General features: G+C 72.1%; 21 protein-coding genes. 6 read left to right on the forward strand and 15 right to left on the reverse strand.

Translation table 11 applies throughout. The features are described 5' to 3' along the window. The first annotated feature begins 10 nt into the window (after nt 1-10). Both AC1DZA_RS07530 and AC1DZA_RS07535 read left to right on the forward strand, forming a co-directional pair. Nucleotides 11-2,227: a glycoside hydrolase family 3 N-terminal domain-containing protein gene (locus tag AC1DZA_RS07530; protein WP_476772262.1), complete on the forward strand. Its 2,217-nt coding sequence runs from the start codon at nt 11-13 to the stop codon at nt 2,225-2,227. Beyond that, entirely contained in the window at nt 2,224-3,870 is a 1,647-nt protein-coding gene (locus AC1DZA_RS07535; RefSeq protein WP_476772263.1) for a DUF5597 domain-containing protein, read from the forward strand. The genes AC1DZA_RS07530 and AC1DZA_RS07535 overlap by 4 nt, the downstream gene beginning before the upstream one ends. 6 nt (nt 3,871-3,876) lie before the next feature. On the opposite strand, the gene AC1DZA_RS07540 is transcribed toward AC1DZA_RS07535, so the two are convergent. From AC1DZA_RS07540 to AC1DZA_RS07580, 9 genes are all read right to left on the reverse strand, one after another. Beyond that, nucleotides 3,877-5,358: a family 43 glycosylhydrolase gene (locus AC1DZA_RS07540; protein ID WP_476772264.1), complete on the reverse strand. Its 1,482-nt coding sequence runs from the start codon at nt 5,356-5,358 to the stop codon at nt 3,877-3,879. Continuing rightward, on the reverse strand, nt 5,355-6,299 hold the full coding sequence (locus tag AC1DZA_RS07545; RefSeq protein WP_476772265.1) for an alpha/beta hydrolase: 945 nt from the start codon (nt 6,297-6,299) through the stop codon (nt 5,355-5,357). Before AC1DZA_RS07545 ends, AC1DZA_RS07540 begins: the two co-directional genes overlap by 4 nt. Before the next feature lie 24 nt (nt 6,300-6,323). Next, nucleotides 6,324-6,785, reverse strand: coding sequence for a nuclear transport factor 2 family protein (locus tag AC1DZA_RS07550; RefSeq protein ID WP_476772266.1), 462 nt, complete (start codon nt 6,783-6,785; stop codon nt 6,324-6,326). After that, the gene (locus AC1DZA_RS07555) at nt 6,782-8,260 is read right to left on the reverse strand and encodes a C-glycoside deglycosidase beta subunit domain-containing protein (protein ID WP_476772267.1); all 1,479 of its coding nucleotides are present in this window, start codon (nt 8,258-8,260) and stop codon (nt 6,782-6,784) included. Before AC1DZA_RS07555 ends, AC1DZA_RS07550 begins: the two co-directional genes overlap by 4 nt. A 52-nt stretch (nt 8,261-8,312) precedes the next feature. Then, on the reverse strand, nt 8,313-9,617 hold the full coding sequence (locus AC1DZA_RS07560) for a C-glycoside deglycosidase beta subunit domain-containing protein (RefSeq protein WP_476772268.1): 1,305 nt from the start codon (nt 9,615-9,617) through the stop codon (nt 8,313-8,315). Nucleotides 9,618-9,673: 56 nt separating this feature from the next. Then, a complete protein-coding gene (locus AC1DZA_RS07565) occupies nt 9,674-11,275 on the reverse strand; it encodes a GMC oxidoreductase (RefSeq protein WP_476772269.1) in 1,602 nt (533 codons plus the stop codon). A gap of 20 nt (nt 11,276-11,295) precedes the next feature. Beyond that, complete coding sequence (locus AC1DZA_RS07570; protein WP_476772270.1) at nt 11,296-12,789, reverse strand: MFS transporter; 1,494 nt, start codon at nt 12,787-12,789, stop codon at nt 11,296-11,298. Between the two features lie 131 nt (nt 12,790-12,920). Next, complete coding sequence (locus tag AC1DZA_RS07575; RefSeq protein ID WP_476772271.1) at nt 12,921-13,727, reverse strand: hypothetical protein; 807 nt, start codon at nt 13,725-13,727, stop codon at nt 12,921-12,923. Beyond that, entirely contained in the window at nt 13,724-14,764 is a 1,041-nt protein-coding gene (locus AC1DZA_RS07580; protein WP_476772272.1) for a Gfo/Idh/MocA family protein, read from the reverse strand. The genes AC1DZA_RS07575 and AC1DZA_RS07580 overlap by 4 nt, the downstream gene beginning before the upstream one ends. A 122-nt stretch (nt 14,765-14,886) precedes the next feature. Between AC1DZA_RS07580 and AC1DZA_RS07585 the strand changes: the two genes are divergently transcribed. From AC1DZA_RS07585 to AC1DZA_RS07600, 4 genes are all read left to right on the forward strand, one after another. Beyond that, nucleotides 14,887-16,152, forward strand: a complete 1,266-nt coding sequence (locus AC1DZA_RS07585) for an ROK family protein (RefSeq protein ID WP_476762519.1) — start codon at nt 14,887-14,889, stop codon at nt 16,150-16,152. Between the two features lie 69 nt (nt 16,153-16,221). Beyond that, entirely contained in the window at nt 16,222-16,635 is a 414-nt protein-coding gene (locus tag AC1DZA_RS07590; RefSeq protein WP_476772273.1) for a hypothetical protein, read from the forward strand. Next, a complete protein-coding gene (locus tag AC1DZA_RS07595) occupies nt 16,625-17,701 on the forward strand; it encodes an apurinic/apyrimidinic endonuclease family protein (RefSeq protein WP_476772274.1) in 1,077 nt (358 codons plus the stop codon). The genes AC1DZA_RS07590 and AC1DZA_RS07595 overlap by 11 nt, the downstream gene beginning before the upstream one ends. Nucleotides 17,702-17,767: 66 nt before the next feature. Further along, a complete protein-coding gene (locus AC1DZA_RS07600) occupies nt 17,768-18,700 on the forward strand; it encodes a LysR family transcriptional regulator (protein ID WP_476772275.1) in 933 nt (310 codons plus the stop codon). A gap of 51 nt (nt 18,701-18,751) precedes the next feature. On the opposite strand, the gene AC1DZA_RS07605 is transcribed toward AC1DZA_RS07600, so the two are convergent. The 6 genes from AC1DZA_RS07605 to AC1DZA_RS07630 are packed head-to-tail and all read right to left on the reverse strand — an operon-like array spanning nt 18,752 to nt 25,276. Beyond that, a complete protein-coding gene (locus AC1DZA_RS07605; RefSeq protein WP_476772276.1) occupies nt 18,752-20,002 on the reverse strand; it encodes an MFS transporter in 1,251 nt (416 codons plus the stop codon). Between the two features lie 38 nt (nt 20,003-20,040). Further along, entirely contained in the window at nt 20,041-21,009 is a 969-nt protein-coding gene (locus tag AC1DZA_RS07610) for a fumarylacetoacetate hydrolase family protein (protein ID WP_476772277.1), read from the reverse strand. Next, complete coding sequence (locus tag AC1DZA_RS07615; protein WP_476772278.1) at nt 21,006-22,061, reverse strand: amidohydrolase family protein; 1,056 nt, start codon at nt 22,059-22,061, stop codon at nt 21,006-21,008. Before AC1DZA_RS07615 ends, AC1DZA_RS07610 begins: the two co-directional genes overlap by 4 nt. Then, nucleotides 22,058-23,191, reverse strand: a complete 1,134-nt coding sequence (locus tag AC1DZA_RS07620; RefSeq protein ID WP_476772279.1) for an FAD-dependent oxidoreductase — start codon at nt 23,189-23,191, stop codon at nt 22,058-22,060. Before AC1DZA_RS07620 ends, AC1DZA_RS07615 begins: the two co-directional genes overlap by 4 nt. Nucleotides 23,192-23,234: 43 nt before the next feature. Then, a complete protein-coding gene (locus AC1DZA_RS07625; RefSeq protein WP_476772280.1) occupies nt 23,235-24,293 on the reverse strand; it encodes a cyclase family protein in 1,059 nt (352 codons plus the stop codon). After that, nucleotides 24,290-25,276 (reverse strand): fumarylacetoacetate hydrolase family protein, encoded by a 987-nt coding sequence (locus AC1DZA_RS07630; protein WP_476772281.1) that lies wholly within the window; start codon nt 25,274-25,276, stop codon nt 24,290-24,292. The genes AC1DZA_RS07625 and AC1DZA_RS07630 overlap by 4 nt, the downstream gene beginning before the upstream one ends. Between the last annotated feature and the right edge of the window lie 28 nt (nt 25,277-25,304).

Below are 25,304 nucleotides of genomic sequence, written 5' to 3' on the forward strand. Positions count from 1 at the left end.
CCACCGCCACATGACGCCGACCCGCCGCATCCGGATGCTCCTCGATGAGCTCACCTGGGCCGAGAAGCTCGGCCAGCTGCAGATCGTGTTCCGACCGCAGCAGGCCGCAGCGGCGCAGCTCGTGCGCGACGGCATCGGCTCGGTGTTCTGGCCGCGCACGGCGGCCGCGACGAATGCCCTGCAGCGTATCGCGGTCGAGGAGACCCGGCTCGGCATCCCCGTGCTGGTCGGGCTCGACGTCATCCACGGGCACCGCACGATCGCGCCGGTGCCCCTCGCGCAGGCGGCGAGCTTCGATCCACGGCTGGTGGAGGATCTCGCCCGCCTCGCGGCCGCCGAGGCGCGCTCCGCCGGGGTGACGTGGACGTTCTCGCCGATGGTCGACGTGTCCCGCGATCCGAGGTGGGGCCGCGTGGTCGAGGGCTTCGGCGAGGACGTGCACCTCACCGCCGAGCTCGGCCGCGCGATGGTGCGCGGCTACCAGGGCGCGTCGCTCGCGGCATCCGATGCCATCGCCGCGACCGCCAAGCACTTCGTCGCCTACGGGCAACCCGAGGGCGGCCGGGACTACGACACCGTGGATGTCTCGGAGCACCGCCTGCGGAACGTGCATCTCGAGCCGTTCCGCGCCGCGGTGGCCGAGGGCGCGGCATCCGTCATGGCCTCGTTCAACACGGTCGCCGGCCGACCGATGCACGCCAACCGGCGCCTGCTGACCGACGTGCTGAAGGCGGAGTGGGGGTTCGAGGGGATCGTCGTCGGCGATGCCGAGGGCGTGCGGAACCTCATCCCCCACGGCGTCGCCGCCGACCTCGCGGACGCCGTGCGGATCGCCTGGAGCGCCGGCCTCGACGTCGAGATGGGCGGCGCGCCGTCCGATCTGGCGCAGGAGGAGCTGGCCCCCGGCCTGCTCGATCCCGAACGTGTCGACGATGCCGTGGCCCGGGTGCTCGCCCTGAAGGAGTCGCTCGGGCTCTTCGACGAGCCCTACGTGACCGAGGCCGACGAGCGGATCGAGCCCACGGTCGAGAGCCGGCAACTGGTGCGCGCCGCCGCTGCCCGCTCGATGGTGCTCCTGAAGAACGACGGCACGCTGCCGCTCCGCGATTCACGGCGCGTGCTGGTGACGGGCCCGTACGCGGAGTCGACCGATCACCTCGGGGCGTGGACGCAGTCGTTCGCCGCGCCCGCGGGCCGCATCGCCGATGCCCTGCGCGAGCGGATGCCGCGAGCCGAGCTCCGGGTCCTGCCCGGCGTCGGCTTCCTCGACGACGACGTCTCGCAGCTTCCCGCCGTCGTCGCGGCCGCCCGCGAGAGCGACCTCGTGCTGGTGTGCGTGGGCGAGCCGAGCTCGCTCTCGGGCGAGGCGGCGTCGCGCAGCGACCTGCGACTGCCCGGGCGCCAGGAGGAGCTCATCCGGCAGGTCGCCGCGTCGGGCACGCCGTTCGTCGTGGTGCTGGCGAACGGCCGCCCGCTCGTCGTGGCCGACTGGATCGACGTGGCGCCCACCGTGCTCGAGGCGTGGCACGGCGGCACGGAGGCAGCCGCCGCGATCGTCGACGTGCTGCTCGGCGACGCCGAGCCCGCAGGCCGGCTGCCGATGTCGTTCCCGCGATCGGTCGGGCAGGTCCCGATCCACTACGCCCACGAACGTACCGGCCGGCCGGCGACGGTCGGCGGCTCGCTGACCGAGGCATCCGTCGACATCGGGCTGCACGGCCCCGACAACGTGCACGAGAAGTACACCTCGAAGTACCTCGACCTCGAGCTCGGGCCGCAGTTCGCGTTCGGGCACGGGTCGGGGTACGCCACCTTCTCGCACTCGGCACCGCGTCTCTCGCGTGTTGAGCTTCCCCTCGACGCACTCGAACGGGGCGAGGTGCTCAGCGTCGCCCTGGACGTGACGAACACATCCGACCGATCCGGTGACGAGGTGGTCCAGGCCTACCTGGAGGACGTGGTGGCGAGCGTCGCCCCTCCGGTGCGCCGGCTGGTCGGGTTCGAGCGACGCACCATCGAGGCCGGCGGCACGGTCACGGTCTCGTTCGAGCTCGGCGCGCGCGAGCTGGGCTTCTGGTCGACGGATGCCGCGGCCGCCCGCTTTATCGTCGAACCGGGGGTCTTCCGTCTCCACGTCGGCTCCACCCTGGAGCGCACGCAGTCGTTCGAGTTCCGCGTCAGCGATCCACCCACCATGAACACCGGCCGCGAAGGAGACCCACGATGACAGACACGACGACGGCGACGGCGCCGAGCCGCTGGTCGATCGAGCGGGACCGCGGGTTCCGGCTGCTCCACGATGGACGGCCCGCGCTGCTGCTCGGTGGACAGGTGCACAACTCGTCCTCGTCCTCGCGGCGGTCGATCGCCGAGTCGTTCGCGCACGTTCGCCGGATGAACGGCAACACCGTGCTGGCGCCGGTGAGCTGGGCACTCCTGGAGCCCGAGGAGGGGACCTTCGACCTCACGCTCGTCGACGCGATGCTCGAAGCGGCGCGCGCGAACGGGCTCAGGCTCGTCCTGCTCTGGTTCGGCGCGTTCAAGAACGCCGCGTCGACCTACGCCCCGACGTGGGTTCGCGCCGACGCGGGGCGGTTCCCGCGTGCGGTGGTCGACGCGCGCCGACGGACGGCGTTCACGTATCCGGGCGCGACGGCGAAGCCGGTGCTCTCGGTCTTCAGCACTGGGCTCCGCGATGCCGACGCCGCCGCGTTCGAGACCCTCATGCGGCATCTGGCGGTCGCGGACGCCGAGGACACCGTGGCGATGGTCCAGGTCGAGAACGAGTCCGGCCTGCTCTCCGACAGCCGCGACCGCGGTCCGCTCGCCGAGCGGGTCTGGAACGCCGCCGTGCCCGCAGAGCTGCTCGACCGTCTCGGCTCGGGCGGTTCCTCGGCCGTACACGACCTCTGGCGTGAGCGCGGCCAGATTCGCGCGGGTTCGTGGCCGGAGGTGTTCGGCGACGACGCGCGCGCCGACGAGGTGTTCATGGCCTGGGCGTTCTCCAGCTACGTGGAGCACCTCGCCCGGCGAGGCCGAGCGGTCAAGCGGGTGCCGATGTACGCCAATGCGTGGCTCGGCCCACAGCCCGGCCAGGATCATCCCGGGCAGTACCCGAGCGGCGGGCCGGCCGCGCCGGTCATCGAGGTCTGGCGTTCGGGGGCGCCCTCGCTCGAGCTCGTGGGTCCCGACCTGTACGTCGACGACGCGGACAGCGCGATGCGGACGTACGCGTCGGCGGATCAGCCGCTGTTCATCCCCGAGAGCCGGCCGCGAGCCGGCGAGCTGGTACGGGCCATCGGCGCCTACGGCGCGATCGGATGGTCGGCCTTCGGCATCGACCGGGCCAATCCCGACGGGCAGGTCGCCGCGGCGCTCGCGTACCTGACCGCACTCGAGTCCGAGATCACCGCGGCGGGCGGCCGGGGCGCCCTCGCGGCCGTCATCCTCGAACCCGGCCAGGAGTCCGCTCCCGTCGGCACCCGGGGCCCCCTCGAGGTCACGGCGCGCGGCACGCTGGCTTTGCTCCAGCGAATGCTGCTCGACGCGGGAGTGCAGGCCCCCGCACCGGAGCTGTCCCTACCCGACGAGACGTTGCCGACGGCTCCGGTGCCGGCCCCTGCCGACCACCGACCCTTCGGGCTGCTGATCGCAGCGGCTCCCGACTCGTTCATCGTCGTCGGGCAGGGCGTCACGATGGACTTCGCCATCGAGGGCGCGGTCGTCGAGATCGACTCGGTGCAGGAACTCCTGCTGGAGGGAGGCGCCGTCACCCCGGGCCGGTTCATCAACGGCGACGAGCGGCTGAGCATCCTGCCGACCCACGCGGTCGGGGCTGCGCGGATCCGGCTGCTGCAGCGCGCGCCCTGACCGACCTCAGGCGAGGGGGCGGTAGCGCAGGTCGCGGAAGCGCACGTCTCCGTCGCCGCTCGCGTAGATCGCGGGCCGGAGGCTCTGCAGGTCGCCCACCGTGTTGGCGTGGTACCCAGAGGTCTCGTAACGGATGGCGTGCCGCACCCACTCCTCGCCTGGCAACCGGTACCAGGACGTGACGATGTGCTCGTCGTTGCGGATGCGCAGCGCCATCCGGCGGGCCGCCGGGGCCGGCTCGCGCCAGTGCGTGCGGAGCCCGCCGGAGTAGCTCACCATGCGGTCGCCGTCGATGCCCATGCCGCAGAACAGCCGATGGTTGAAGAAGAGCAGCAGCCCGGCCTCGGCGCGCTGGCCGAGGAGCTCGACGTCGACCTCGATCTCGTACGAGTGGTCGCCGGTCACGAGGCAGAGCGGCGACGTGCCCGCGGGTCCGTCACCCCGCGCGCGGAGCACGAGCCCGTGGTCGACCCGCAGCCGCTCGGCCTCGCCGGGGGACGGCGCATGGAAGGTCCACCGCTCACCGAGCCGGAACGCGCCGGCATGCTCCTCGAAGCTCGCCGCCACGCCCTGCGGCGCGGCATCCGCCGGCGCTGCCTGGGTCGCACCGAGGTCGTCGGTGACCGCCACGGGCCATCCGTCGTCAGTCCAGTCGATCGGCTCGAGCAGCACCTGGCGACCGAGGGTGCGGAAGCCGTGCTCGTACCCGTGCGAGAGCATCCACCAGGCATCCGCCGGCCCCCGCAGGATCGTGGCGTGCCCGCGCGACCACCAGCGCTCCGCGGCGCCCGTGGTGCGGGCGATCGGGTTGCCGGGATGGTTCTCCCACGGGCCGTGCACCGAGCGGGAGCGGGCGACGATGACCATGTGCCCGGTCGGCGGACCGGCGGTGCCGCCCACCGCGCTGACCAGGTAGCACCACTCCCCGCGCCGGAACAGCTTCGGCCCCTCGAGGGCGTACGCCTCGGTGACCCACTCGTCGGGGTACCGCCATCCGTCGTACACCGGCTCGAGCTCGCCGACGGTCGAGAGTCCGTCGTCGGCCAGCCCGATACGTCGGATGCCGCTGACGAACAGGTATCGCCTCCCGTCCTCGCCGACGACGTGGCCGGGATCGATCGCGCCGCGGATGCCGAGGTCGATCGGCTCCGACCACGGACCGCGCATCGACGGCGCGTGGATCACGAAGATCGACGGCTCCGTCAGCTCGGACCAGGGCGTCGGGATGAACGGGATGTAGATGAAGAAGCGCCCGTCGTGCTCGGCGATGTCGACCGCGAACGTGTTGCCGAGCGGCAGCGGCAGGGCCGAGCCCTCGTACGTCCAGTTCACGAGGTCGGTCGAGCGGTACAGCGGCAGTCCAGGCGCGGCCTGGAACGACGAGTACGTCATCCAGTACTCGTCGCCCACGCGGATGACGGCCGGGTCGGGGCGGTCGCCGGCGAGCACCGGGTTCGTGAAGGTCATCGCCCCGTCGTGGTCGGTCATCGCTCGAGGATCCAGTCTTCGATCGTCTTCAGGGTGTGCAGGGCGCCGGCATCGCCGGGGTGGTCGATGTGGCCGTGCTCGGCGCCCGCTTCGACGTGGAGCTCGACGTCGACGCCTGCCGTCGTCAGGGTCCCGGCGAAGCGCTCACCCGACGGCCGCAGCTCGTCGAGCTCGCACACCACGATCAACGTCGGTGGGAAGCCGCGGCCGTCGCCGAGGCCGGCGAACGCGTGCGGATCGGCGAGCGCCGCCTCGTTCCCTGCGTAGTTCAACGTGAGCTGGCCGGTCGGTGACGCGAGGTCGATGGACTCCGAGCCCTCGGTCCAGTTCGGGTGCAGGACCGGGTAGACGAGCACGACCCCGGCGGGCAGCGGCTCCCCCGCGTCGCGCAGCCGCGTCACGGCGCCCGCCGCGAGCGCCCCGCCCGCGCTGGCGCCGCCGAGCACGAGCGACTCGGACGTCGCGCCGGTGAGGTCGGTCGCGGCATCCGCGATGAACCGCCACGCGGCGAGCACGTCATCCGACGGGACCGGGAAGTGCACGTCGCCGAGGCACTTCGCGTAGTCGACCGAGACGACCGGGATGCCGCGGGCCGCGAGCTCACGCGCGACCCAGTTCGACTCCGGCATGTCGAGGTGCCCGCCGATGAACCCCCCGCCGTGCACCCAGACGAACGCGCGGCCGCTCGGCGTGGCGGTCGCGTCGCGGAAGGTGCGGATCGGCACCGGGCCGTGCGGCCCGTCCACACGGCGGTCCTCGGTCTCGACGTCGGCGAGGTGCGGGAACCGCCGCACGAGGGACGCGGTGTCGACGTCGGTTCGCCGGTCCGCGGGTTCGCCGTGCTCGGTGAGCCAGCGGATGGCGTCGGGGACGGTCATGCGACGGAAGTCGAAGTCGTCCGCGGTATCGGCGCTCGCCTCGGAGGCCAGGGTCTCGTCCATCGGAACTCCTTCGGTGCTCGCCGCCTACTGCAGCGGGCTTCTGCCCTTGGCGCGTGCGGCGCGCTCGGCCTCGGCGAGGATCTCGCTGTTGAAGTACTCCTGCTGCAGGATGACCCGGCCGTCGCGCACCCGGATGACGTGGATGAACGACTGCGGATACGGCTCGCCGAGGAACGTCGCCTCGGGCACCATCCGGCTCGTCACGAAGAACAGCTCGGGGTCCTCGGCCGCAACGATTTCGACGTCGCGGTGCACGCAGTCGGCGAACATGCCCGAATTGTTGCGGGTGTTCGCAACGATCTCGTCGCGGCCCTCCCACCTGGTCTTGGGCAGGCCCGCGGGAGCGAACGGCAGTTCCTTCACGCCATCCGGATGCCACAGGGCCAGCCGCTCGTCGGGGTGGTCGAGGTTCGACGCGAAGAACGCCTCGACCACGGCACGATTCGCGGCGCGCAGCTCCTCGACAGAGGTCACGGTCTCGCTCATGCCGGCTGCCGCATCGCCCGCATGCTGCGACGGATCAGGTCGTGCTGCCTGCGCACGAGCAGGAGCGGGTCCACCTCGCCGAGCTCGGCGAACGCGTGGCCCTCCCATTCGCTCGACCAGTAGCCGCGGTAGCCGCCCTCGACGAACACGCGCACGAGCTCGGGGTAGTCGATCGCCGGCTCCTGGCCCTGCTCGTCGATGTCGTAGAACTTCGCGTGCACGTGCAGGATCTGCGGCATGATGTCCGCCCACTCGCGCGGGTCGACGTGGCCGTGCATGTTGAACGCGAGGTGGGCGAACGAGCCGAGCCGGCCGGGGTCGAAGTCGCGGCCGCGGAGGTAGGCGATGAACTCCTCCTGGCGCTGGCGCATCGGCGCATCCGTCGCCCAGATGTCCTGCATGGTCTGCACGGCGGCGTCGTCGAGGCCGGCTCGGCGGACCGCGCGGAGCAGGGTCGGCGACATCGAGTGCATCGTGGCCGAGAAGTCGGCGACGAACCCGAGCAAGGGGGAGTCGAGCTCGGCGTAGACGTCGCGCACCTTCATGATCTCGGGCGCGTTCGGCCCCATCGGCGCGTGGATCTCGTAGGCGAGCTTCAGCTCGAGCTCCTCCGCGACCGGCAGGAGCCGGCGCAGCAGCTCGGGCTTCGCGCTCTGGATGCGCACGAGCGGGAAGCCGAGCTTCGCCGCGCCCCGGAACAGCGTCTCGCTGAACTCGAACTCCTCGTCGGGAGTCATGTCGCGGTCGCGGCGGCGACCCATGTCGAGGTTCGCGCCGAACGAGCTCGCGTCGAACCCGTGCCGGTCGAACGCCTCCCGCCACGTGCGCACGAACTCGTCGGACACGACCGGGTAGGTCGGCAGCACCTGCGAGGCGACGATCTCGATGCCAGGGCCGATGCCGAGCTCGGCCACCCGATCGAGCAGCCCCGAGAAGTCGAACCAGCCGGCGCGGAACTCGGCGCTCGCCGAGTAGAGCGTGAGCCCGAGCTTGAACGGGTCCTCCTCGGTGGCCGCGGGCGCCGGCGGCACGTCTCCCACGAGCGCCGGCGGCGCGGCATCCGCATCGGTGACCGTCAGGGTCATGGCCTGCTTCACGATGTTGGGCACGTACATGCCCGGCCCGCCATCGACGCCCGGCGCGATCTGCATGTACGGCAGTCGCAGCTCGCCGAACACCTCGACCGCGTGGGTCTCGCCGAGGGTCACGCGCTGCGGCCGGGAGACGATGAGCAGCGGGTGCGCCTGCAGGTACCAGAGCACGTCGTGCTGTTCAGGCAGCTCGTCCAGCCCGTAACGCACGCCGTCGAGCTCGAACGCGAGGTCCTCGGCGTCCACGGGCTGGCGGTCGATCGTGAGCCGCAGCGTGCTCACGGACGACAGCCAGAGGCTGCGGTACCAAGGCAGGGTCAGTGCGAGCGCGAGTCCATCGGGGTGGGCGCGCAGGCTGGAGTCGTCGATGAGTCCGTTCGGCATGGTTCGTCCTGTCTGTGATTCCTGCGAGTGGGTGTGCGTCGGATGCCGCGGCTCAGTCGAGCCCGTCGGCGATGCGCCGGATGAGGGAGTGCTGGCGTCGCACCTGCTCGATCGAGCGCCAGGGGCTCCGCTCCCCCTCGTACTCGCTCGAGAGGTAGCCGGTGTAGCCCGCGTCCTTCAGCGCCTGGAGCACCGGCTCCCAGGGGATCTGCTGGTCCTCGAGCCGCTCGTCGATGTCGTGGAACTTCGCCTGGATGAACACGACGTACTTCGCGATGTCGGCGATGTCGGCCGGATCGACGCCGATGCCGTCGAGGAACGCCGGTCGCTGGCCGGGCAGCTCGCCCGGGCGCAGCGGAATGGGCCGGTCCTGGAAGATCCCGGTGTCGAGCAGGAGCCCGAAGTGCTTCGTGCCGGTGCGCTCGATGAGGTCGATGTAGTCGTCGACCACCGGGTGCCTGATCGGCGTCGGCGAGTGGATCTCGGGGCAGATCACGATGTCGAGCTCCTGGGCGAGGTCGAGCGATCGCTCGACCGACTCCGTCCAGATCGGGTCGGGCACCAGGTCGCCCGAGACGACGCCGATCTTCGGGCGCACGAATCGGAACCCGAGCCGCTTCGCGAGCCGCAGGTCGCGCTGCAGCATCCCTGCGCCCTCGGTGGCCGAGAGCGCGCGGGCGTTCGGGCCACTGGAGTGCAGCCGGGTGTCGATCCAGGAGCCGTAGTTGGTCGGCTCGAGCGAGTACTGCTCGAGCAGGGCGAACCACCGGTCGATCCACTCGGTCGTGGGCTCGGGATAGCCGGCGATGTGGCCCTCGCCGAGGATCTCGACCCCGGTGGCGCCCACGTCGGCGACGGCGCCGAGCGCGGTCTCGAGGTCGAGCACGGTGCCGTAGTCGGTCATGAAGCTGTAGAGCGAGACGCCGTACTTGAACGGACCGCCGACCGCCTCGGGCGACAGCGTGATGTGGCGCGTCTCGCGGTAGGTGCTCGGCTGGTGCTCCTCGGGGATGTACGACATGCGCAGCCGGAGCTCGATCGACACCTCGTGCACGCCCTCGGGGAGGCCGCCGTCGAAGGGCACCGTGACGATCGCCGCCTCCTCGAGCGGCCAGCGCACGCCGTCGACGTCCCAGAGCTCGGCCAGGCTGTAGGTGCGACCGGCGAACGTCCAGCGCGGCACGTCGGGGCCCACGTCGACGAGGTCGTCGACGCGCACCGCGATGCCGTCGATGAGCGACGCCGCCATCCCGCGGTACGACGGCATGCGCACCCGGAACTGGAACCCGGTCACGCGGCCGCCCTCGTGGACGTTGCGGAATCCGACGGACTGGATCAGGTCTCTCTCGAGAAGCATCGGTGCTTCCTCTCTGCTCTGGTGTGGCTGGGCGGGCGTGGGAGCTGTCCCGGCGGTCAGCGGGCGACGGATGCCGCGGCGGTCGTCGCGGCGCGCAGCTGCTCGGCGGCCTTGCGCGCGCCACGCACGGCGATCGCGACGCTCATGAGCGTCGGGTTCATCGCGGTGGCGGTGGGGATGAGGGCGTTGCCGCCGACGACGAGGTGCTCGTACCCCCACACGCGCGACCACGGGTCGGCGACCGACGTGCCGTCGTCGGCGTCGCCCATGCGGAGGGTGCCCTGGTAGTGCAGGCTCGAGCCGTTCGGCATGAGGCGCGGTTCGGCGACGAACGTGCCGAGGGCGTTCCCCGCGCGTCGGAGCCGCTCGGTGGCGGCGTCGATCTCGGCGAGCTCCATCGGGGTGAGCTCGTACGTGATGGTCATGTTCGGGAAGCCGCGGTAGTCGAGCTCGCCGTCGTCGAAGGTCACCGCGTCCTCGAAGCGGGGGTGTTTGCGCATGCCGTAGCCCATGTTCACGTAGCCCCACCGGTTCTGCGCGTGCGGGGCATCCGGCGCCATCGGGAACGGCGTGGTCTCGGAGTACATCACCTGGAGCGAGAACGGGTGGTCGGGCTCCGAGAACGGGATGCGGTTCACGGCCGCGACGGGGTCGGCGGCGTGCTCCGCGCGGCGGGCGAGCTCCTCGTCGAGCTGCGCCTCGGTCGCGAACCGGCCGATCCGGTCGGCATCGAGCGCGACGGTGGAGATGACCACCGGATGCTCCGTGAGGTAGTGCCCGAGCGCCCGAGGGCGGATGCCCGAGGCCCACAGCAGCTGGGGCGAGCGGAATGCGTCGGCGGCCACGACCACGAGGTCGGCGGGCACGAAGGACGTCTCGTGGGTGCGCAGGTCCTCGACGGTGACGCCGGTGACGAGGTCGCCGTCGTGCTCGATCCGCCGCACGAGCGTGAGGTCGCGCAGCTCGAAGCGTTCGGCGAGCGGATGCCCCGGCTCGATGAGCGGGCCGAGCACCACGTCGGCGCCCGCCCAGCGCATGGTGCCGTCGGGCTGCGGGTCGCCCGCGACGGGCAGCGTGCCCGGGCCGTAGCCGTCGGGCAGCTCACCGGCGAACTCCTCCTCCAGCAGCGAGCGGATGCCGCCGCCGACCGCCGAGTCGGCGAACGCCGAGCTCTGCGCGTGCAGCAGGCCCTCGGCCGTGGCGATGAGGTCCTCCCACTCGTCGTCGGCGATGAACGGGACCTTCTCGCTGAACCCCGGTCGCGGGATCGCGCACGTCCAGTGCGCACCCTGGCCGCCGACGTTCGTGGCCCCGGCCGCCGCCGGGAACGTCGGCGCGTGCGCCGAGCCCTCGCCGCCGAAGTCGAGCAGGTGGGTGCCCTGCCGGGCGGTGAACATGCCCTCGACGACCGTGCCGGCCGGGATGCCGAGTGCCTCGCGGAACTCCCCCGCCTGCGGACCCTGCGACCGCTCCCGCGCGCGGGCCTTCTCGGTCGGGTCCGCGATGTTGCGCACGCTCTCGCCGGGACGCTCGGTCAACTGCGGGCCCGCCTCGAACATGACGACCCTGGCATCCGGAACGCCCTCGAGCAGCGTGCGGGCGTAGGCGGAGCCGATGGGCCCGCTGCCGACGACGGCGATGGTGGGGTGGTGCGACATGAGGTGCTCCTCTTCGGGGTTCACGCGGTGAGGGGTTCGGATGCGGCTTCGGGTGCGGGCTCGATCTCGTCGGACAGCTGCCCCTTCGGAAGGAGCACCGCCGCGACGATGCCGAGCGCGTAGACGACCGCGAGGGCGGCGAAGACGGGCGAGAGCACGTCGCCGTACAGGTGCGCGACCTGCTCCTGCACGGCGGGCGACGATGCCCGCACGGCCTGCGGGGTCAGCGTCGACGCGTCGAGGATCGACGGGAGCCCGGCGGCCACGCCGACGCCGATCACCCCGCCGATGACGGCCGTCGCCACGGTCGATCCCATCTGGCGCACGAGGTTGACGGTCGCGGTGATGGTGCCCGTCTCGTTCCGCGGCACGGCGCCCTGCACGACCGCGATGACGAGGCTCATGAAGGAGCCGGTGCCGATGCCGACGACGCCCATGACGACCATCGGCACCCAGAGCGGGGCACCGGCGGGCAGCAGCGCCATCGTCAGCAGCCCTGCGGCGCCGAGGGCGGTGCCGACGATCGGGTAGACGCGGTAATGGCCGGTGCGGCTCACGAGCCATCCGGTCGCCAGGTTGGAGACGAGCATCCCGAACACCGTGGCGATGGGCACGAGCCCCGACACCGTGGCGGTGGTGCGATACGCCATCTGGAAGTACGTCGGCAGGTACGCGGTGACGGAGAACAGCCCGACGCCGATGATGGCCGAGAGTGCGACGCCCGCCGCGATCGTGCGATCGGCGAAGAACCGCAGGGGCACGATCGGCTCGGGCACGCGCAGCTCGATCACGAAGAAGGCGGCGAAGCCGATCGCCGCGACGACGAAGGCCACCAGCGCAGCGGATGCCGCGGCAGGGTCGCCGATCCAGCTGACGGCGAGCACGAGCGCGACGAAGGCGACGGTGAAGCCGGTCGCGCCGGCGAAGTCGAAGCGCCGCCGAGGACCGGGGTCGATGTGCGGGATCGCGAAGACCGCGAGGGCGAACGCCGCGACGCCGAACGGGATGTTGATCCAGAACACCCACGACCAGCCCCAGTAGTCGGTGATCGCCCCGCCGAGCACCGGGCCGACGAGGATCGCGACCGGGAAGGCCGCGCCGATGATGCTGAGGATCTTCGGGCGTTCGCGCGGCGTCGTCACGTGGGCGACGATCGTCTGCGACATGAGCTGCAGTCCGGCCGAGCTCATGCCCTGCGCGACCCGGGCGACGATGAGCTGCGTCATGTCCTGCGCGAAGCCGCAGGCGAGCGACGCCACGAGGAACACGACGAGCGAGACGAGGAAGACGAGGCGCGGACCGACGAGGTCGCCCACCTTGCCCAGCACGGGCAGGAGCACGGTGCTCGCGAGCGTGTAGCCGACGACGACCCAGCCCATCTGGCCGAGTGCGCCGAGCTCGCCGGCGATGGTGGCGAGCGACGTGGCCACGATCGTGTGATCGAGGGCGCCGAGGATCGAGACGGTCAGGAGGGAGGCGATGAGGAGCCGGAACCGGAGCGGTGAGAGCGACATTCGTGGATGGCCCGAACGATCGGACTGTCGACGCGACCCTGTGTGCCCTCGCCGCAGCGTCACGGTGAGGATCGGATCCGAGGGGATCCCGACGTCATGTCGATTCTAGACGATCTTTCGTCGCAAAACAACTAAAGCCGGGTCGGATGCCGCGACGGAACGAGGATGGCCTCCGCCGCTTGCGCGTCCGCCAGCAACTCGTCGAGCTCCAGGCATCGCGTGCCTCGTGCCACCATGTCGACGGCCCGACGCACCGACGCGCGTTCGCCGGACTCGAGCCTCGCGGGCGCGACCAGGCGCCCTGCGGCGGTGCTCGTGGCCAGCTCGACGTGCCCGAGCGGCGCATCGATCTCGACCTCGGTGGTCGCCTCGCCGAGCGCCTGCACGCGGAGCACGGCTCCCTCCGGGCTCGTCACCCCGACGAGCACCGAGCCGAGGACGCGTCCGTCGTCGTCGGCCCGCAGCAGCGCCGTCCCGGCGTCGCGTCCACTGTCGGCGGCGCCCACCACGAGCGGGGCACCCGCGAGCGAGCGCGTCCAGCCGACGGCGTCCCGAACCATCGCGGGAAGGGCGTCGGCCGTGGCACGGCACTCCGCGACCGTGACGCGAGGCGCGACACCGCTCCGCTGCGCGAGGGCCAAGACCACCAGGTCCGCCCGCAGGGAGGACCGGTGCACGACGATCGGCACGCCCCGGTCCGCGGCGCGGTCGGCCAGGGCGCCGACCTCCTCGAGCGGCACCGCGCGAGGTTCTGCCACGAGCACCGCCGCAGCCCCCGCCTCCACGGCCCCCGCGGCGGCATCCCACCACTCGGCCGAGCCATCGACGACGACGATCGCGCCGGCCGAGCGACCGACGCGCTCCGCGCTGCGCGGGAGGCCGGCGACCGCCACGACGTACTCGGGCAGGTCGGCGAGGATCCCGACGCGCTCGCTCACGACGAGCCTCCCGCGCGGATCGCCGCCGCGGCAGCGTCGGCGAGGTCGATCGCGAACAGCGCATCGTCGAGCACCTCGTGGTACTCCATGGTGGCGCTCCCGTCGAGCAGCGCGGCGAGCGCCCGCCATTCGCGCACGTAGCCGTCCTCGTCCTCCCGCCGGTACGTCGTCGTGCGGAGGTCGCCGACGCGGACCCGCACCGTCGCGCTGCCCGCATGCACGAATGACGGCGGGAACTCGACGTCGACGCGGTCGGTCTCGGTGCCGATCGTGAGGCGCCAGATCGGGTCGGGTCCGTCCGGCAGCATGACCGCCGTCAGCAGGACCCGCACGCCACTGGCGCGGAAGGCCACGGTGTAGCCGATCGGCGGTACGGCCGCCGCGAAGTCGACGGCCTCGAAGTCGGGCGCGAGGTCGCGGATCGCGGGGAGGTCGTGCACGGCGAGCCCGAGCACGAGCTGACGCACCACGTCGGCAGCGACGGCCGGGTCGTCGAGGTCGGGCCCGCCGCGGGCGGGAGGCCCGGCGGGACCCGGTTCGGTGACCGCGGCGTGGAACCGGCCGTTGGGCGGAAGCGCGACGGTCGCCGAGATCGTGCGCACGTCCGACTCGAGCGCCACGAGGTGGTGCTTCGCCCGATCCCAGGCCTCGTCGTGGAAGTGGTTCGTCGCGACGAGCAGCTTCACCCCGGCCTCGCGGCAGGCGTCGACGACGGCACGCGCCTCCGCCTTCGTGGTCGCGAGCGGCTTCTCGCAGAGGATCGCCCGGATGCCGGCGTCGACTCCCTCGAGGATCTGCACGGCGTGCTCGCTCGGCGGGCTGCAGATCGCGAGCACCTCGACCGCGGCATCCGCGAGCAGCTCCTCGGTCCCCGTGGACGACGCCGCACCTACGCGATGTGCGAGTTCCGCGGCGCGGCCGCTGCCATGGTCGGCGAGGTGCACGACGGTGAACCGGTCGTTCAACCGCTGCAGTGTCGGGAGGTGCAACGCCGCCACCCCCGGACCCGCCCCGATCACGCCGACGCCCCACGGCATACGCCGTCCTCCCGCCCTGCTCAGCGAACTTGTGTCATAACTATACAAAAGCGGGTGTCACTTTTGTCCATAGTCGTGCCGAAATCACCGCTGCACGGCCCGTGTTGTGTCAGAATCTGTGCATGACACGCGAGTCGACCCTGCGCTTCGGCGCCCAGACCGATGAGGTCACGAGCCTCCTTCGAATCGTCAACCTGGTGCGCACCGGAGAGGCGGCCACGCGTCCCGAGATCGGACGGGTGACCGGGCTCGGCCGCGGCGTCGTCACCCAGCGGGTCGACCAGGCCATCGAGATGGGCTTCCTCGCCGACGGCGAGTTCGGCCCGTCGTCGGGCGGTCGCGCCCCCCGCACGCTGCGCTTCCGCTCGGAGCAGGGGCGCATCGTCGTCTGCGCCCTCGGGGCCCTGCACATCCGCGTGGGCATCGCGTCGCTCGACGGCGACATCGTCGACCACGCCCACACGAAATGGGACATCGCGCGTGGCCCCGCCGAGACCATCGAGAAGGCGCTCGAGATGCTCGACGAGATCCTGGCGCAGCACCCCGACGTCCCGGTGTGGGGTGTCGCGGTCGGCATCCCGGGCCCGGTGGACTTCGACAGCGGGCGCCCGGTCGCTCCGCCGATCATGCCCGGCTGGAACGGCTTCGACGTGCGCCGCCGGTTCGAACAGCGCTTCGACGCGCCCACCTGGGTCGACAACGACGTGAACCTGCTCGCCTTCAGCGAGCGCGCACGCCGCGACGACGAGGCGCTCGACCTCATCTTCTGCAAGGTCGGCTCGGGCATCGGCGCCGGGCTGCTCTCCCGCGGGCGCATCCACCGGGGCGCGAACGGCGCGGCCGGAGACATCGGGCACGTGCGGGTGCGCGACTCCGACTCCCTGTGCCGATGCGGCAAGGTCGGATGCCTCGAGGCCGAGGCCGGCGGCTGGGCGCTCGTTCGCGACGCCGAGCTCGCCGTCGGCGAGGGCAGTGGGGGCGCCCTGGCCCGTCACGTCGAGGGCGGCGCGGACATCACGCCCGAGGCGATCGCCGTCACCGCGATGGACGGCGACGCGCTCGCCATCTCGCTCATCCAGCGTTCGGCACGGCTCGTCGGCGAGTCCATCGCCGCACTGGTCAACATGTTCAATCCGGCCGTGATCGTCGTGGGCGGCGCCGTCTCGTCGGCCGGCGAGGTCTTCCTCGCGGAGGTGCGACAGCGGGTCTACGAGCTCTCACTCCCCCTCGCGACTCGCGACCTCAGCATCGTCCGCTCGCTCGGCGACGAGAAGGAACCGCTTCGCGGTGGCGCGGAGATGGTGCGCGAACAGCTCTTCGAGGCCACGTTCCCCCGTTGGTTCGCCGACGGACGCCCGACGATCACCGAGGTCATGGTCGCCTCGTGATCGCTTCTTTCGTTTTCTGACATAAGCGTGTAGTTTTCTGTCTCAAGTGAGACATGAAGGAGCGCGCCCATGACCCTCGCCGCCCTGCGCGATGACGCGCTCGCCTCCACCGACGACGGGTTCGCGCTGCGCCTCGGCCTCCCCTGGATCAGGTCGCTTCCCGTCGCCAGCGTCGACGGCCTCGAGCTCTCGATCGACGGCGAGCGGGTCGACCCCGTGCTCGTGGCGCTCGACGGACGGCTGCTGGATCCTTCGGCACTCGGGCGCGAACGGGGATGGTGGTTCCTGCAGGACCGCCTCCTGCTCCGCGGCTGGCGGATGCTGCGGCCCGGCACCCACGACGTCGTCGTCTCGTTCCGCCTCGTGATCCCCTACCTCCAGACCGCGCCGGACGGCCCGCTCACCCTGCCCTTCCACGTCGCGCGCGCACTCGAACTCGACGCTCCCGCCTCCGCGCCGTCGGTGTCCCGCGATGTCGCCTGAACCGAGCGACGTCGACGTCGCGGGCGCGCTTCCGCCCACCTGGACCTTGGCCGCGAGCGCCTTCAACTGGACGCCCGAGGTGATCCGCGCCGAACGCACGGCACCCGACATCGCCGCGGGGATCGTCACCGGAGGCATCGCTACCACGATCGAACTCGAGCCCGGCCAGTTGTGGCGGTCGTTCCCCGTCTCCGCCGACGCCGAGGTGGACGCGCTGCGCCGAGTGCTCGACGGGGCCGGCGGCAACGTCAGCATCGTCGGGGCGAGCCTCGACGACTGGACCGGCGCCCGCCAGCGGCGCTCGGAGGAGGAGCGACTCGCGTTCCTGCTCCCCCAGCTCCGCGCCGCCCATCGGGTGGGTGCCACCGGCGTGCGCCTGCCGATCGGGCAGGCTGGCGAGGCACTCCTGCGGCGGCTCCTGCCCACCCTGCACGCGCTCGATCTCGTGCTGTACGAGGAGATCCAGGGGCAGCAGGCACCGGACTCGGCACCCACCGCGGCGGCGATCGACGTCATCGCCGGCATCGACGACCCCGGCCTGCGGCTGCTCGTGGACCTCAGCATGCTGATGCCCGCCCTGCCGACCACGTACCTGGACGAGCTCGCGCGTGCGGGCCTTCCGCCGGAGCTGCTCGCACGCCTCGTCGACGAGTGGCGCGACCCCGCGACGACCGGGGCGGTCGTCGGGCTGCTCCGGTCTGGCGGGGTCCCCCCGGCGATCCACACGCTCTACATGAACCTGCTCGTGCGCTTCGGGCGGTCGCGCGCGGCCGACCTCCGCGGCATCCTGCCCCTCGTGGGCGCCTTCCACCTCAAGTTCTGGGACCTCGATGACGCCGACCTCCGGGTGTCCGCACCGATCCGCGACCTCGGGGCCCTGCTGGCCGGCTCCGACTTCGCGGGCACGCTCTGCAGCGAGTGGGGCGGGCACGAGTGGCTCTTCGACGACCCCGCGGACATGACCCGGCGGCACCTCGCGCTCGCGCGATCGGCACTGGCCGCGGGAGCCGGCGCTCGTGACGACGCGACGACGGGGGCGCCGCCAGCACATCAATCCACGCAATAGCCCTAGGAGCTGGATCGATCGCGCTGATAGAATGAGGCCCCGACCCCAGCGAAGGAACACAACGACGTGTCCGACCTCCCCCCACTCTCCCGACTCGACCTCAACCTCCTCGTGTCGCTCGACGCCCTGCTCACCGAACGCAGCGTCACCCGCGCCGCCGAGCGGCTGCACCTCAGCCAGCCGGCGCTGAGCGCCTCGCTCGCGCGGCTGCGCACGCACTTCAACGACCCCATCCTCGCGAGGACCGGCAATTCCTACGAGCTCACCCCGCTCGCGTCGCGTCTGTCCGAGCACACGGCTGCCGCGCTGGATGCCGCGCGACGCGTCTTCGAGAGCCAGGCGGAGTGGGATCCGAGCCAGTCGACGCGCGAGTTCGCGATCTACGGCTCGGACTACAGCCTCGCCACCACCGGCCGACGCCTCGCGTCACTCGCCGCGGCACGGGCCCCCGGCGTGCGCTTCCGGTTCATGGTGCACAACCAGCAGATCGTCGAGGACGCGGTGAACCGCCTGCGCGGCGCCGACGGGCTCCTCATGCCGCACGGCTTCCTCACCGACCTGCCCTACACCGACCTCTTCACCGATTCGTGGGTCATCATCGCGGCCGACGACCATCCGACGCTCGGCGATGCCGTCACCCTCGACGACATCGCCAGGCAGCCCTGGGTCTTCACGTACCAGTCGCGGTCGGCGTTCACCTCGGCCACCCGGCAGATCCAGCAGCTCGGCATCGAGCCGCGGGTCGAGGCCGTGGTCGAGAGCTTCCTCGCCCTGCCGATGTTCATCGCCGGCACCGATCGGCTCGCGCTCGTGCAGGCGGCCCTCGCCGACTACGCGCGCAACGTCGGGGGCGTGCGGGTCTACGCCCCGCCGTTCGACGCGACGCCCATCCACAACGCGATGTGGTGGCATCCGGTGCACCGTCGCGACCCCGAGCACGAGTGGTTGCGCTCACTCGCCGCCGAGGCCGCGAGCGAGCTGAGCATCGAAGCCGCGTGAGCGGGCGGCATCCGGGACGATCGTGTTCCGGATGCCGCACCGCACGTGTGCTCAGGACGCGGCGACGGACTCCTCGGCCCGGGCGGCCACCGGCGCCGTCCGGCGCAGCCGGAACCCGAGCGCGATCGCGACGAGCGCGCAGGCGACGCCGACGACGCCGAGGGCGACGGGAAGGCCGCCGAGCGCCGCCACGATCGCGCCGACCAGGATCGGCGTGAGGAACTGCCCGAAGAAGAACGCGGCGTTCCACCAGCCGGTGGAGCGGCCCCGTTCTTCGAAGCGCACGCCGGCGAGCGCCCACGTGAGCATCGAGGGCAGCAGCACGCCCGATCCGAAGCCCGCGATGATCGCACCGATCACCACACCGGCGACACCGCCGACCGCCCAGATCACGAGCATGCCGAGGGCCTGCAGGCCGAAGGCGAGGGGCAGCACGAACCGGTGCCCGCGCCGCACGAGGCGCGGGAAGCTGAACGCGCCCGCCGCCGTGACGAGGGACGCGCCCGCGGCGACCGCGCCGATCGTCGCGGTGTCGGCGGCGTCCACGCCGTTCTCGACGAGGAGGTAGCTCGTCTCGATGAGCATGACGTAGAAGGTGAACCCGCCGAACAGCGCGACGACGAGCGGGAGGCGCAGGTGGCGCCACGGCACCGGCACGCGACCCGCCGCGGCGACGTGCGCGTCGGTCGTGTCGGCCCGGCTCGGCTCCCAGAGCAGGAAGATCATCGGCACGGCGATGACGAGGCTGATCGCGTACACCCAGAACGGCGTGTGCCAGCCGCCGACGCCGAGCGCGCCGCCGAGCACGATGAAGACGGTCGCGGCCAGGGTCGTCGCCACGGTCTGCAGGCCGAGGTACCTGTTGCGCTGCCGCTCCTCGTGGAAGTAGTCGACGATGAGCGTGGTGCACACGGTCATGATCGCCGCCTCGGTGATGCCGACGCCGACCCTGGTGAGCAGGATGAGCTGCAGCGACTCGAGGTACGCGGGCGCCGTGCCGACGAACGCGTACGCCACCATCGCGATGATGAGCAGGCGCTTGCGGCCCAGGCGGTCGACGATCTGCCCGGCGAACGGCGCGAAGATCGCGATCATGAGCGCCGGGATCGCGACGATCATCGGCACGAGCACCTCCGCGCCGGGCTGGTCGCCGAAGACCGCCGAGAGCTGCGGCAGGATCGGCGTGATCAGCACCGCGCCGAGCACGGGCAGGCAACTGCCGGCGAGCAGCAGGATCGCCTGCCAGATGCCCGCCTTCCGGGCTGCTGCGGCGCGGGGCGCCTGGACCGATGAGTTCGTCATTGAATCTCCTTGGGGTGGGGGTGGGGGTGACGCGTCCGTCAGGGACGCGTCCGTGGCCTCCGGCGAGCCGGAGGGACGTCGGGGACCGGAACGGCTGCTCCGATGGTGTTGCGGATCTCGCCGATGCCCTCCACGCGCATGACGACCTCGTCGCCCGTGGCGAGCGGCGGCGGGGTGAGCTCGCCCGCCCGGCCCCAGAGCTCGGCGAGGCATCCGCCGTTGCCCGCGGTGCCCGAGCCGAGCACGTCGCCGGGCACGACCCGCGAGTCGCGCGACGCGTAGGCGACCAGGTCGCCGAAGGGCCAGCCCATGTTCGAGAGCAGGTCGACGCCGACCCGCTCGCCGTTGACGAGCACCTCCATGCCGATCGGCAGGAACCCCTCGTCGTCGAGGCGTCCGTCGAACTCGTCGGCGGTGACGATCCAGGGCCCGAGCGTCGTCGCGAAGTCCTTGCCCTTCGCCGGCCCGAGGCGCACCTTCATCTCGCGGGCCTGGACGTCGCGGGCCGACCAGTCGTTGAAGATCGTGTACCCGAAGATGTGGCCGGCGGCGTCGGTCGGTGAGAGGTCGCGCCCGTCGGAGCCCGCGACGCCGCCGATCACCGCGCCCACCTCGAGCTCGAAGTCGAGCCGCTCGGTCCTCGGCGGTCGCACCTCGGCGCCGGTCGCGACGATCGAATGGGGGTTCGTGAAGTAGAACGTCGGGAACTCGTACCACTCGTCGACCACGTGGCTCGCGCCGTCGATCGACGCGGTCACCCCCTCGACGTGCTCCTCGAACGCCACGAAGTCGCGCACGCTCGAGGGCACGAGCGGTGCGAGCAACTCCACCTCGGCGAGCGGCACGGATGCCGCCGCGTCGACCTCCGCGGCCAGCGCGGGCAGCTCCGCGAGCCCGGCGGCGAGCACCTCGGCCACGGTCAGTCCGCCTGGGAACGGCACGACGCCGTCGCCGAGCACGAATCCCTCACCGAGGGCGCCGTCGTGGCGCCAGCGTGCGATCCTCACGCGATCGCCCGCCCGCGAAGCGCCGCGGCGAACAGCTCGGCGGCGTTGCCCGACAGGATGGCGCGCTCGTCGGCCTCGGGCAGCTGGGCCTCGCGGACGCGCTCGATGGGGTCGTCGACGCCCATATCGAACGGGTAGTCCGTGCCGAGCAGCACCCGGTCGGCACCCGCGGCGTCCACCAGCGCGCGGAGGGCGCCCGGCGTGTGCACGAGCGAGTCGAAGCGCAGGCGACGAAGGTACGACGACGGCAGGTCGCGGCATCCGTGCGCCTCTGGACGTACCGACCACGCGTGGTCGGAGCGACCGAGGAACGTCGGCAGGTAGCCGCCGCCGTGCGCCGCGACGAGTCGCAGGTTCGGATGCCGGTCGAGCACGCCCGAGAAGATGAGGTGCGACAGCGCGACCGCGTTCTCGACAGGCTGGCCGACCGTGTTCGAGAGGTAGTAGCGGTCGAGGCGCTCGTCGAGGCTGCAGCCGAACGGGTGCAGGAACACGATCGCGTCGAGCTCCTCGGCCCGGGCCCAGAGCGGCTCGAGCCGCTCGTCCGAGAGTTCCACGTCGCCCGCGAACGACGAGAGCTCGACGCCCGCGAGCCCGCGCTCGACCACGGCGTCGTCGAGCGCGTCGACGATGCGCAGCGGATGCTGCAGCGGCACGAGTCCGAGCCCGAGCAGCCGGTCGGGCGCGCCCGCCACGTGCTCGGCGATCGCGCGGTTCGCCTCGGCGGCGGCCCAGACCGCGAGCTCCTCGCCGGCCCACGGATAGTAGTGCGACGGCGACGGAGAGACGACCTGCACGTCGACGCCCTGCCGGTCCATCTCGGCGAGACGCGCGTCGAGCGACGTCAGCAGCGGCATCCGCTCGCCGATCATGCGACCGGAGGCGGCGAGGCTCTCGGGTCCGTTGCGGCGGGCCTCGAGGGCCTGCGCCGCGGCGAAGCCCTCGGCGTCGCGCGCGGCGACGGCCTGCTGCAGCGCGGGCAGCAGCAGGTGGGCGTGCACGTCGACGATCGGCTCGGCGCGCATCGGCTCGACGCGGTCTGCGGCGTTCATGCCGGCTCGCTCACGAGCATCGCGATGCGGCGCATCAGGCCGGGCACGTCGGCGTCCTGCACATGGTCGATCTGCCACTGGCCGAGCTGCACGGATGCCTCGACGACCTCGGTCGCGCGCGGCAGGCGCCGCGCGTGGAAGGCATCCCAGAGCGACTGGTCGACCGCGTCGCGGGCCAGCAGCAGCTCGGAGAGCACGAGCGCGTCCTCGGCCGCCTGGGCCGCACCCTGCGCGATGGTGGGCGGGCAGCTGTGCGCCGCTTCGCCGATGAGCACGACGCGGCCGCGGTTCCACGCGTCGGGCACGACGTGCTTCGTGAACCATGTGTAGTTCACCCGGGACGCGTCGTCGAGCGACTCGCGGATCTCGTTCCACGGGCCGCCGTAGGCCAGCGACAGCTCCTTCATCACGTCCACGCCCTCTTCGGGCGAGAGCAGGTGCCGATCCTGGGCCGGCTCGACGAGGTAGGCGTACATCATCTCCTCGCTCGTCGGGCAGTACCCCGCGATGTAGACCGGGCCGCCGTAGTAGAGGTCGGTCTGCGTGACGTCCTTCGGGCGTGGCACGAACGCGCGCCAGATGCCCATGCCGGTGCGCTCGGGCTCGACCTCGACGCCGAGCTGCTTCCGGATGTCGGAGTGCAGGCCGTCGGCGCCGATGAGCAGGTCGTAGCGACCGGTCGACCCATCGCTGAGGGTCACGTCGACGCCGTCGGCGTCCTGCGTGAAGGCCGCCACCGTGGTGCCGTAGTGGATGCGGGCGCCGAGCTCGGTGGCCCGGTCGGCGAGGATCCGCGCGAGGTCGGGGCGATACATGCCCGCGACCGCCGGGTACTCGGGGCCGCCGGTCCGCGCGTCGGGGATCTGCGCGATGACGGGCGCGTCGGGGCCGGGGGCGCGCAGGCCGGTCTGGTCGAAGGAGTAGCCGGCCTCCCGCACCTGGTCCCACACCCCGAGCCGGTCGAACACGCGCAGGGCGTTGCCCTGGAGGGTGATGCCCGAGCCGAGCGCGGAGAGGTCGGGCTTCCGCTCGAAGACGTCGACGTCGACGCCTCCCTCGGCGAGCAGGATGGCGGCGGTGGCTCCGGCCACGCCGGAGCCGACGATGGCGACACGGGAGACTGCGGACATCGGGGGGTCCCTTCGTTGGGGTTCTGGTCTACGTCGTTCGGGTCTACTTCAGGGCGATGGGGTTCACCGGCGAACCCACCGCACCCGTGATCGGCAGCGGCGGCGCGACGAGCAGGAACTCGTAGCATCCGTCGGCGGCGCAGTCGGCGGCGAGCGCCTCGAGGTCCCACATCTCGCCGATGGTCAGGCCCAGGTTCGGGATGACGACCTGGTGCAGCGGCTGGAACGCGTCGTCGAACTCGTTCGGACGCACCTCGAAGCCCCACGTGTCAGTCGCGATCGCGGCGATCTCGGTGCGGTGCAGCCAGCCGGCGGTCGTGAACGACAGGCCCGCGCTCGGCCCGCCCGCGTAGCCGTTCCAGCCCTCGCGGAGCGCCCGGGCGTAGCGGCCGGTGCGCACGAGCACGAGGTCGCCGCGGCCGACCGCGCTCGTCGCGCCCTGCGCCTCGATGCATGCCTCGAGCTCGGCGGTCGTGATGGCGTAGCCGTCGGGCAGCTCGCCGACAGCCCCGTCGTCGGCGTCGTCGTCGGCGGGCTCTGCCCGCAGGAAGCGGCCCAGGTCGAGCAGCACGCCGCGGCCCACGATGGCGGATGCCGCGTGCTCGATGCCCGTGACGAGGTCGCCGTCGCTCGTGACCACGGATCCGGCCGGGCGGCCGTTCCAGGCCAGGCCGCGGTCGAAGATGTGGCCCAAGCCGTCCCACTGGGTCGAGCACTGCAGCGGCATCGCGACGACGTCGTCGGCGCCCCCGATGCCGTGCGGGAAGCCCTGGGTGCCGGCCGCGGCATCCGTGCCCGTGTCGAGCATGGTGTGCACCGGGTTCGTGCGGCGGCGCCAGCCCTGCTGCGGGCCGTTCATGTCGAACGGCTGCGACAGCGAGAAGCTCGCGCCGCGGCGCACGAGGGTCGCCGCGCGGGCACGCTCGCCGTCGCCGATGAAGTTCAGGGTGCCGAGGCGGTCGTCGTCGCCCCAGCGCCCCCAGTTGCGGAACGCCTCGGCGGCCTCGGCGACGTGCCGGGCGGGGTCCGTGCGGTCGAGCTCGTCGGGGCGCTCGGTCGGCGTGCGACGGGTTCCGGATGCCGCGGCCGGCGTGGTGCTCATCGCGTCGCCTCCTCGGCGATCGCCCGCACGGTCTGGCGGCCGAGCCCCTCGATGGCCCCGACCATCACGTCGCCGTCGCGGAGCATCCGGCCGTGCACGATGCCGTTGCCCGCAGGACTGCCCGTGAGCAGCAGGTCGCCCGGCAGGAGCGGCATGTTCTGCGAGGCGCCGGCGATGAGCGCGGGGAGGTCGAAGAGCAGGTCGGAGGTGGTGGCATCCTGCATCGTGTCGCCGTTGAGGGTGAGCTCGAGGTGCAGGTTGCCGGCGTCGGCGACGAACGGTGCGGGCACGAGGAACGGTCCCGTCGGCAGGAAGCCCGGGGCGTTCTTGCCGCGATACCAGTCGGTGCCGATCTCCTTCATGTCCTCGCGGAAGACGAGGTCACGGGTGGTGACGTCGTTCACGATCGTGTAGCCGGCGACGTGCTCCATGGCGTGCTCGCGGTCGACGCGGAAGGCCTCCCTGCCGATCACGACGGCGAGTTCGAGCTCCCAGTCGTGCTGGTCGCTGTAGCCCGGCAGGCTCAGCGGCACGTCGTCGCCCACGACCGCCGCGGGCAGGCCGATGAAGAAGTAGGGCGTGCCCTCACGGGCCCGGCGGTCCATCATGTCGGCGGCCCAGGCGCGCAGCTCCTCGATGGGGCGCGGGTCGTTCTTCGCCCGGCCCGCGGCGACGAGGTCGATCACGTGGGTGCGGTAGTTCGCGCCGGTCTGCAGCACCTGGCGCGGCGTGACGGGCGCGGTGAGCGTCACGTCGGCGAGCGGGAGCCAGGCGTCGTCGTCGCGCCCGGCGACCGCGGCGAGGCGATCCCACGCGGCAGGCGCCTCGGCGAGGAACGCGTTGAGGTCGGGCGCGCCCAGCTCGTCGGGGCCGATCGGCCGCACTCGCTCCCCCGCGACGAGTCCGAGCGCGGGCTCGGCTCCGGCCGCGCGGTAGCGGACGAGGGCGAAGGGTGCGGCCAGGCCGTCGGACGACGATGTCACGGGTGGTTCTCCATTCGGGCGCGCGTCG

The sequence above is a fragment of the Agromyces sp. P2_B3 genome (assembly GCF_056404815.1).

What these genes read in the sequence shown, in the direction of transcription:
- AC1DZA_RS07530 (WP_476772262.1), top strand. Translation starts at nt 11, where the DNA reads ATGACGCCGACCCGCCGCATCCGGATGCTCCTCGATGAGCTCACCTGG.
- AC1DZA_RS07535 (WP_476772263.1), top strand. Translation starts at nt 2,224, where the DNA reads ATGACAGACACGACGACGGCGACGGCGCCGAGCCGCTGGTCGATCGAG.
- AC1DZA_RS07540 (WP_476772264.1), bottom strand. Translation starts at nt 5,358, where the DNA reads ATGACCGACCACGACGGGGCGATGACCTTCACGAACCCGGTGCTCGCC.
- AC1DZA_RS07545 (WP_476772265.1), bottom strand. Translation starts at nt 6,299, where the DNA reads ATGGACGAGACCCTGGCCTCCGAGGCGAGCGCCGATACCGCGGACGAC.
- AC1DZA_RS07550 (WP_476772266.1), bottom strand. Translation starts at nt 6,785, where the DNA reads ATGAGCGAGACCGTGACCTCTGTCGAGGAGCTGCGCGCCGCGAATCGT.
- AC1DZA_RS07555 (WP_476772267.1), bottom strand. Translation starts at nt 8,260, where the DNA reads ATGCCGAACGGACTCATCGACGACTCCAGCCTGCGCGCCCACCCCGAT.
- AC1DZA_RS07560 (WP_476772268.1), bottom strand. Translation starts at nt 9,617, where the DNA reads ATGCTTCTCGAGAGAGACCTGATCCAGTCCGTCGGATTCCGCAACGTC.
- AC1DZA_RS07565 (WP_476772269.1), bottom strand. Translation starts at nt 11,275, where the DNA reads ATGTCGCACCACCCCACCATCGCCGTCGTCGGCAGCGGGCCCATCGGC.
- AC1DZA_RS07570 (WP_476772270.1), bottom strand. Translation starts at nt 12,789, where the DNA reads ATGTCGCTCTCACCGCTCCGGTTCCGGCTCCTCATCGCCTCCCTCCTG.
- AC1DZA_RS07580 (WP_476772272.1), bottom strand. Translation starts at nt 14,764, where the DNA reads ATGCCGTGGGGCGTCGGCGTGATCGGGGCGGGTCCGGGGGTGGCGGCG.
- AC1DZA_RS07585 (WP_476762519.1), top strand. Translation starts at nt 14,887, where the DNA reads ATGACACGCGAGTCGACCCTGCGCTTCGGCGCCCAGACCGATGAGGTC.
- AC1DZA_RS07590 (WP_476772273.1), top strand. Translation starts at nt 16,222, where the DNA reads ATGACCCTCGCCGCCCTGCGCGATGACGCGCTCGCCTCCACCGACGAC.
- AC1DZA_RS07595 (WP_476772274.1), top strand. Translation starts at nt 16,625, where the DNA reads ATGTCGCCTGAACCGAGCGACGTCGACGTCGCGGGCGCGCTTCCGCCC.
- AC1DZA_RS07605 (WP_476772276.1), bottom strand. Translation starts at nt 20,002, where the DNA reads ATGACGAACTCATCGGTCCAGGCGCCCCGCGCCGCAGCAGCCCGGAAG.
- AC1DZA_RS07615 (WP_476772278.1), bottom strand. Translation starts at nt 22,061, where the DNA reads ATGAACGCCGCAGACCGCGTCGAGCCGATGCGCGCCGAGCCGATCGTC.
- AC1DZA_RS07620 (WP_476772279.1), bottom strand. Translation starts at nt 23,191, where the DNA reads ATGTCCGCAGTCTCCCGTGTCGCCATCGTCGGCTCCGGCGTGGCCGGA.
- AC1DZA_RS07625 (WP_476772280.1), bottom strand. Translation starts at nt 24,293, where the DNA reads ATGAGCACCACGCCGGCCGCGGCATCCGGAACCCGTCGCACGCCGACC.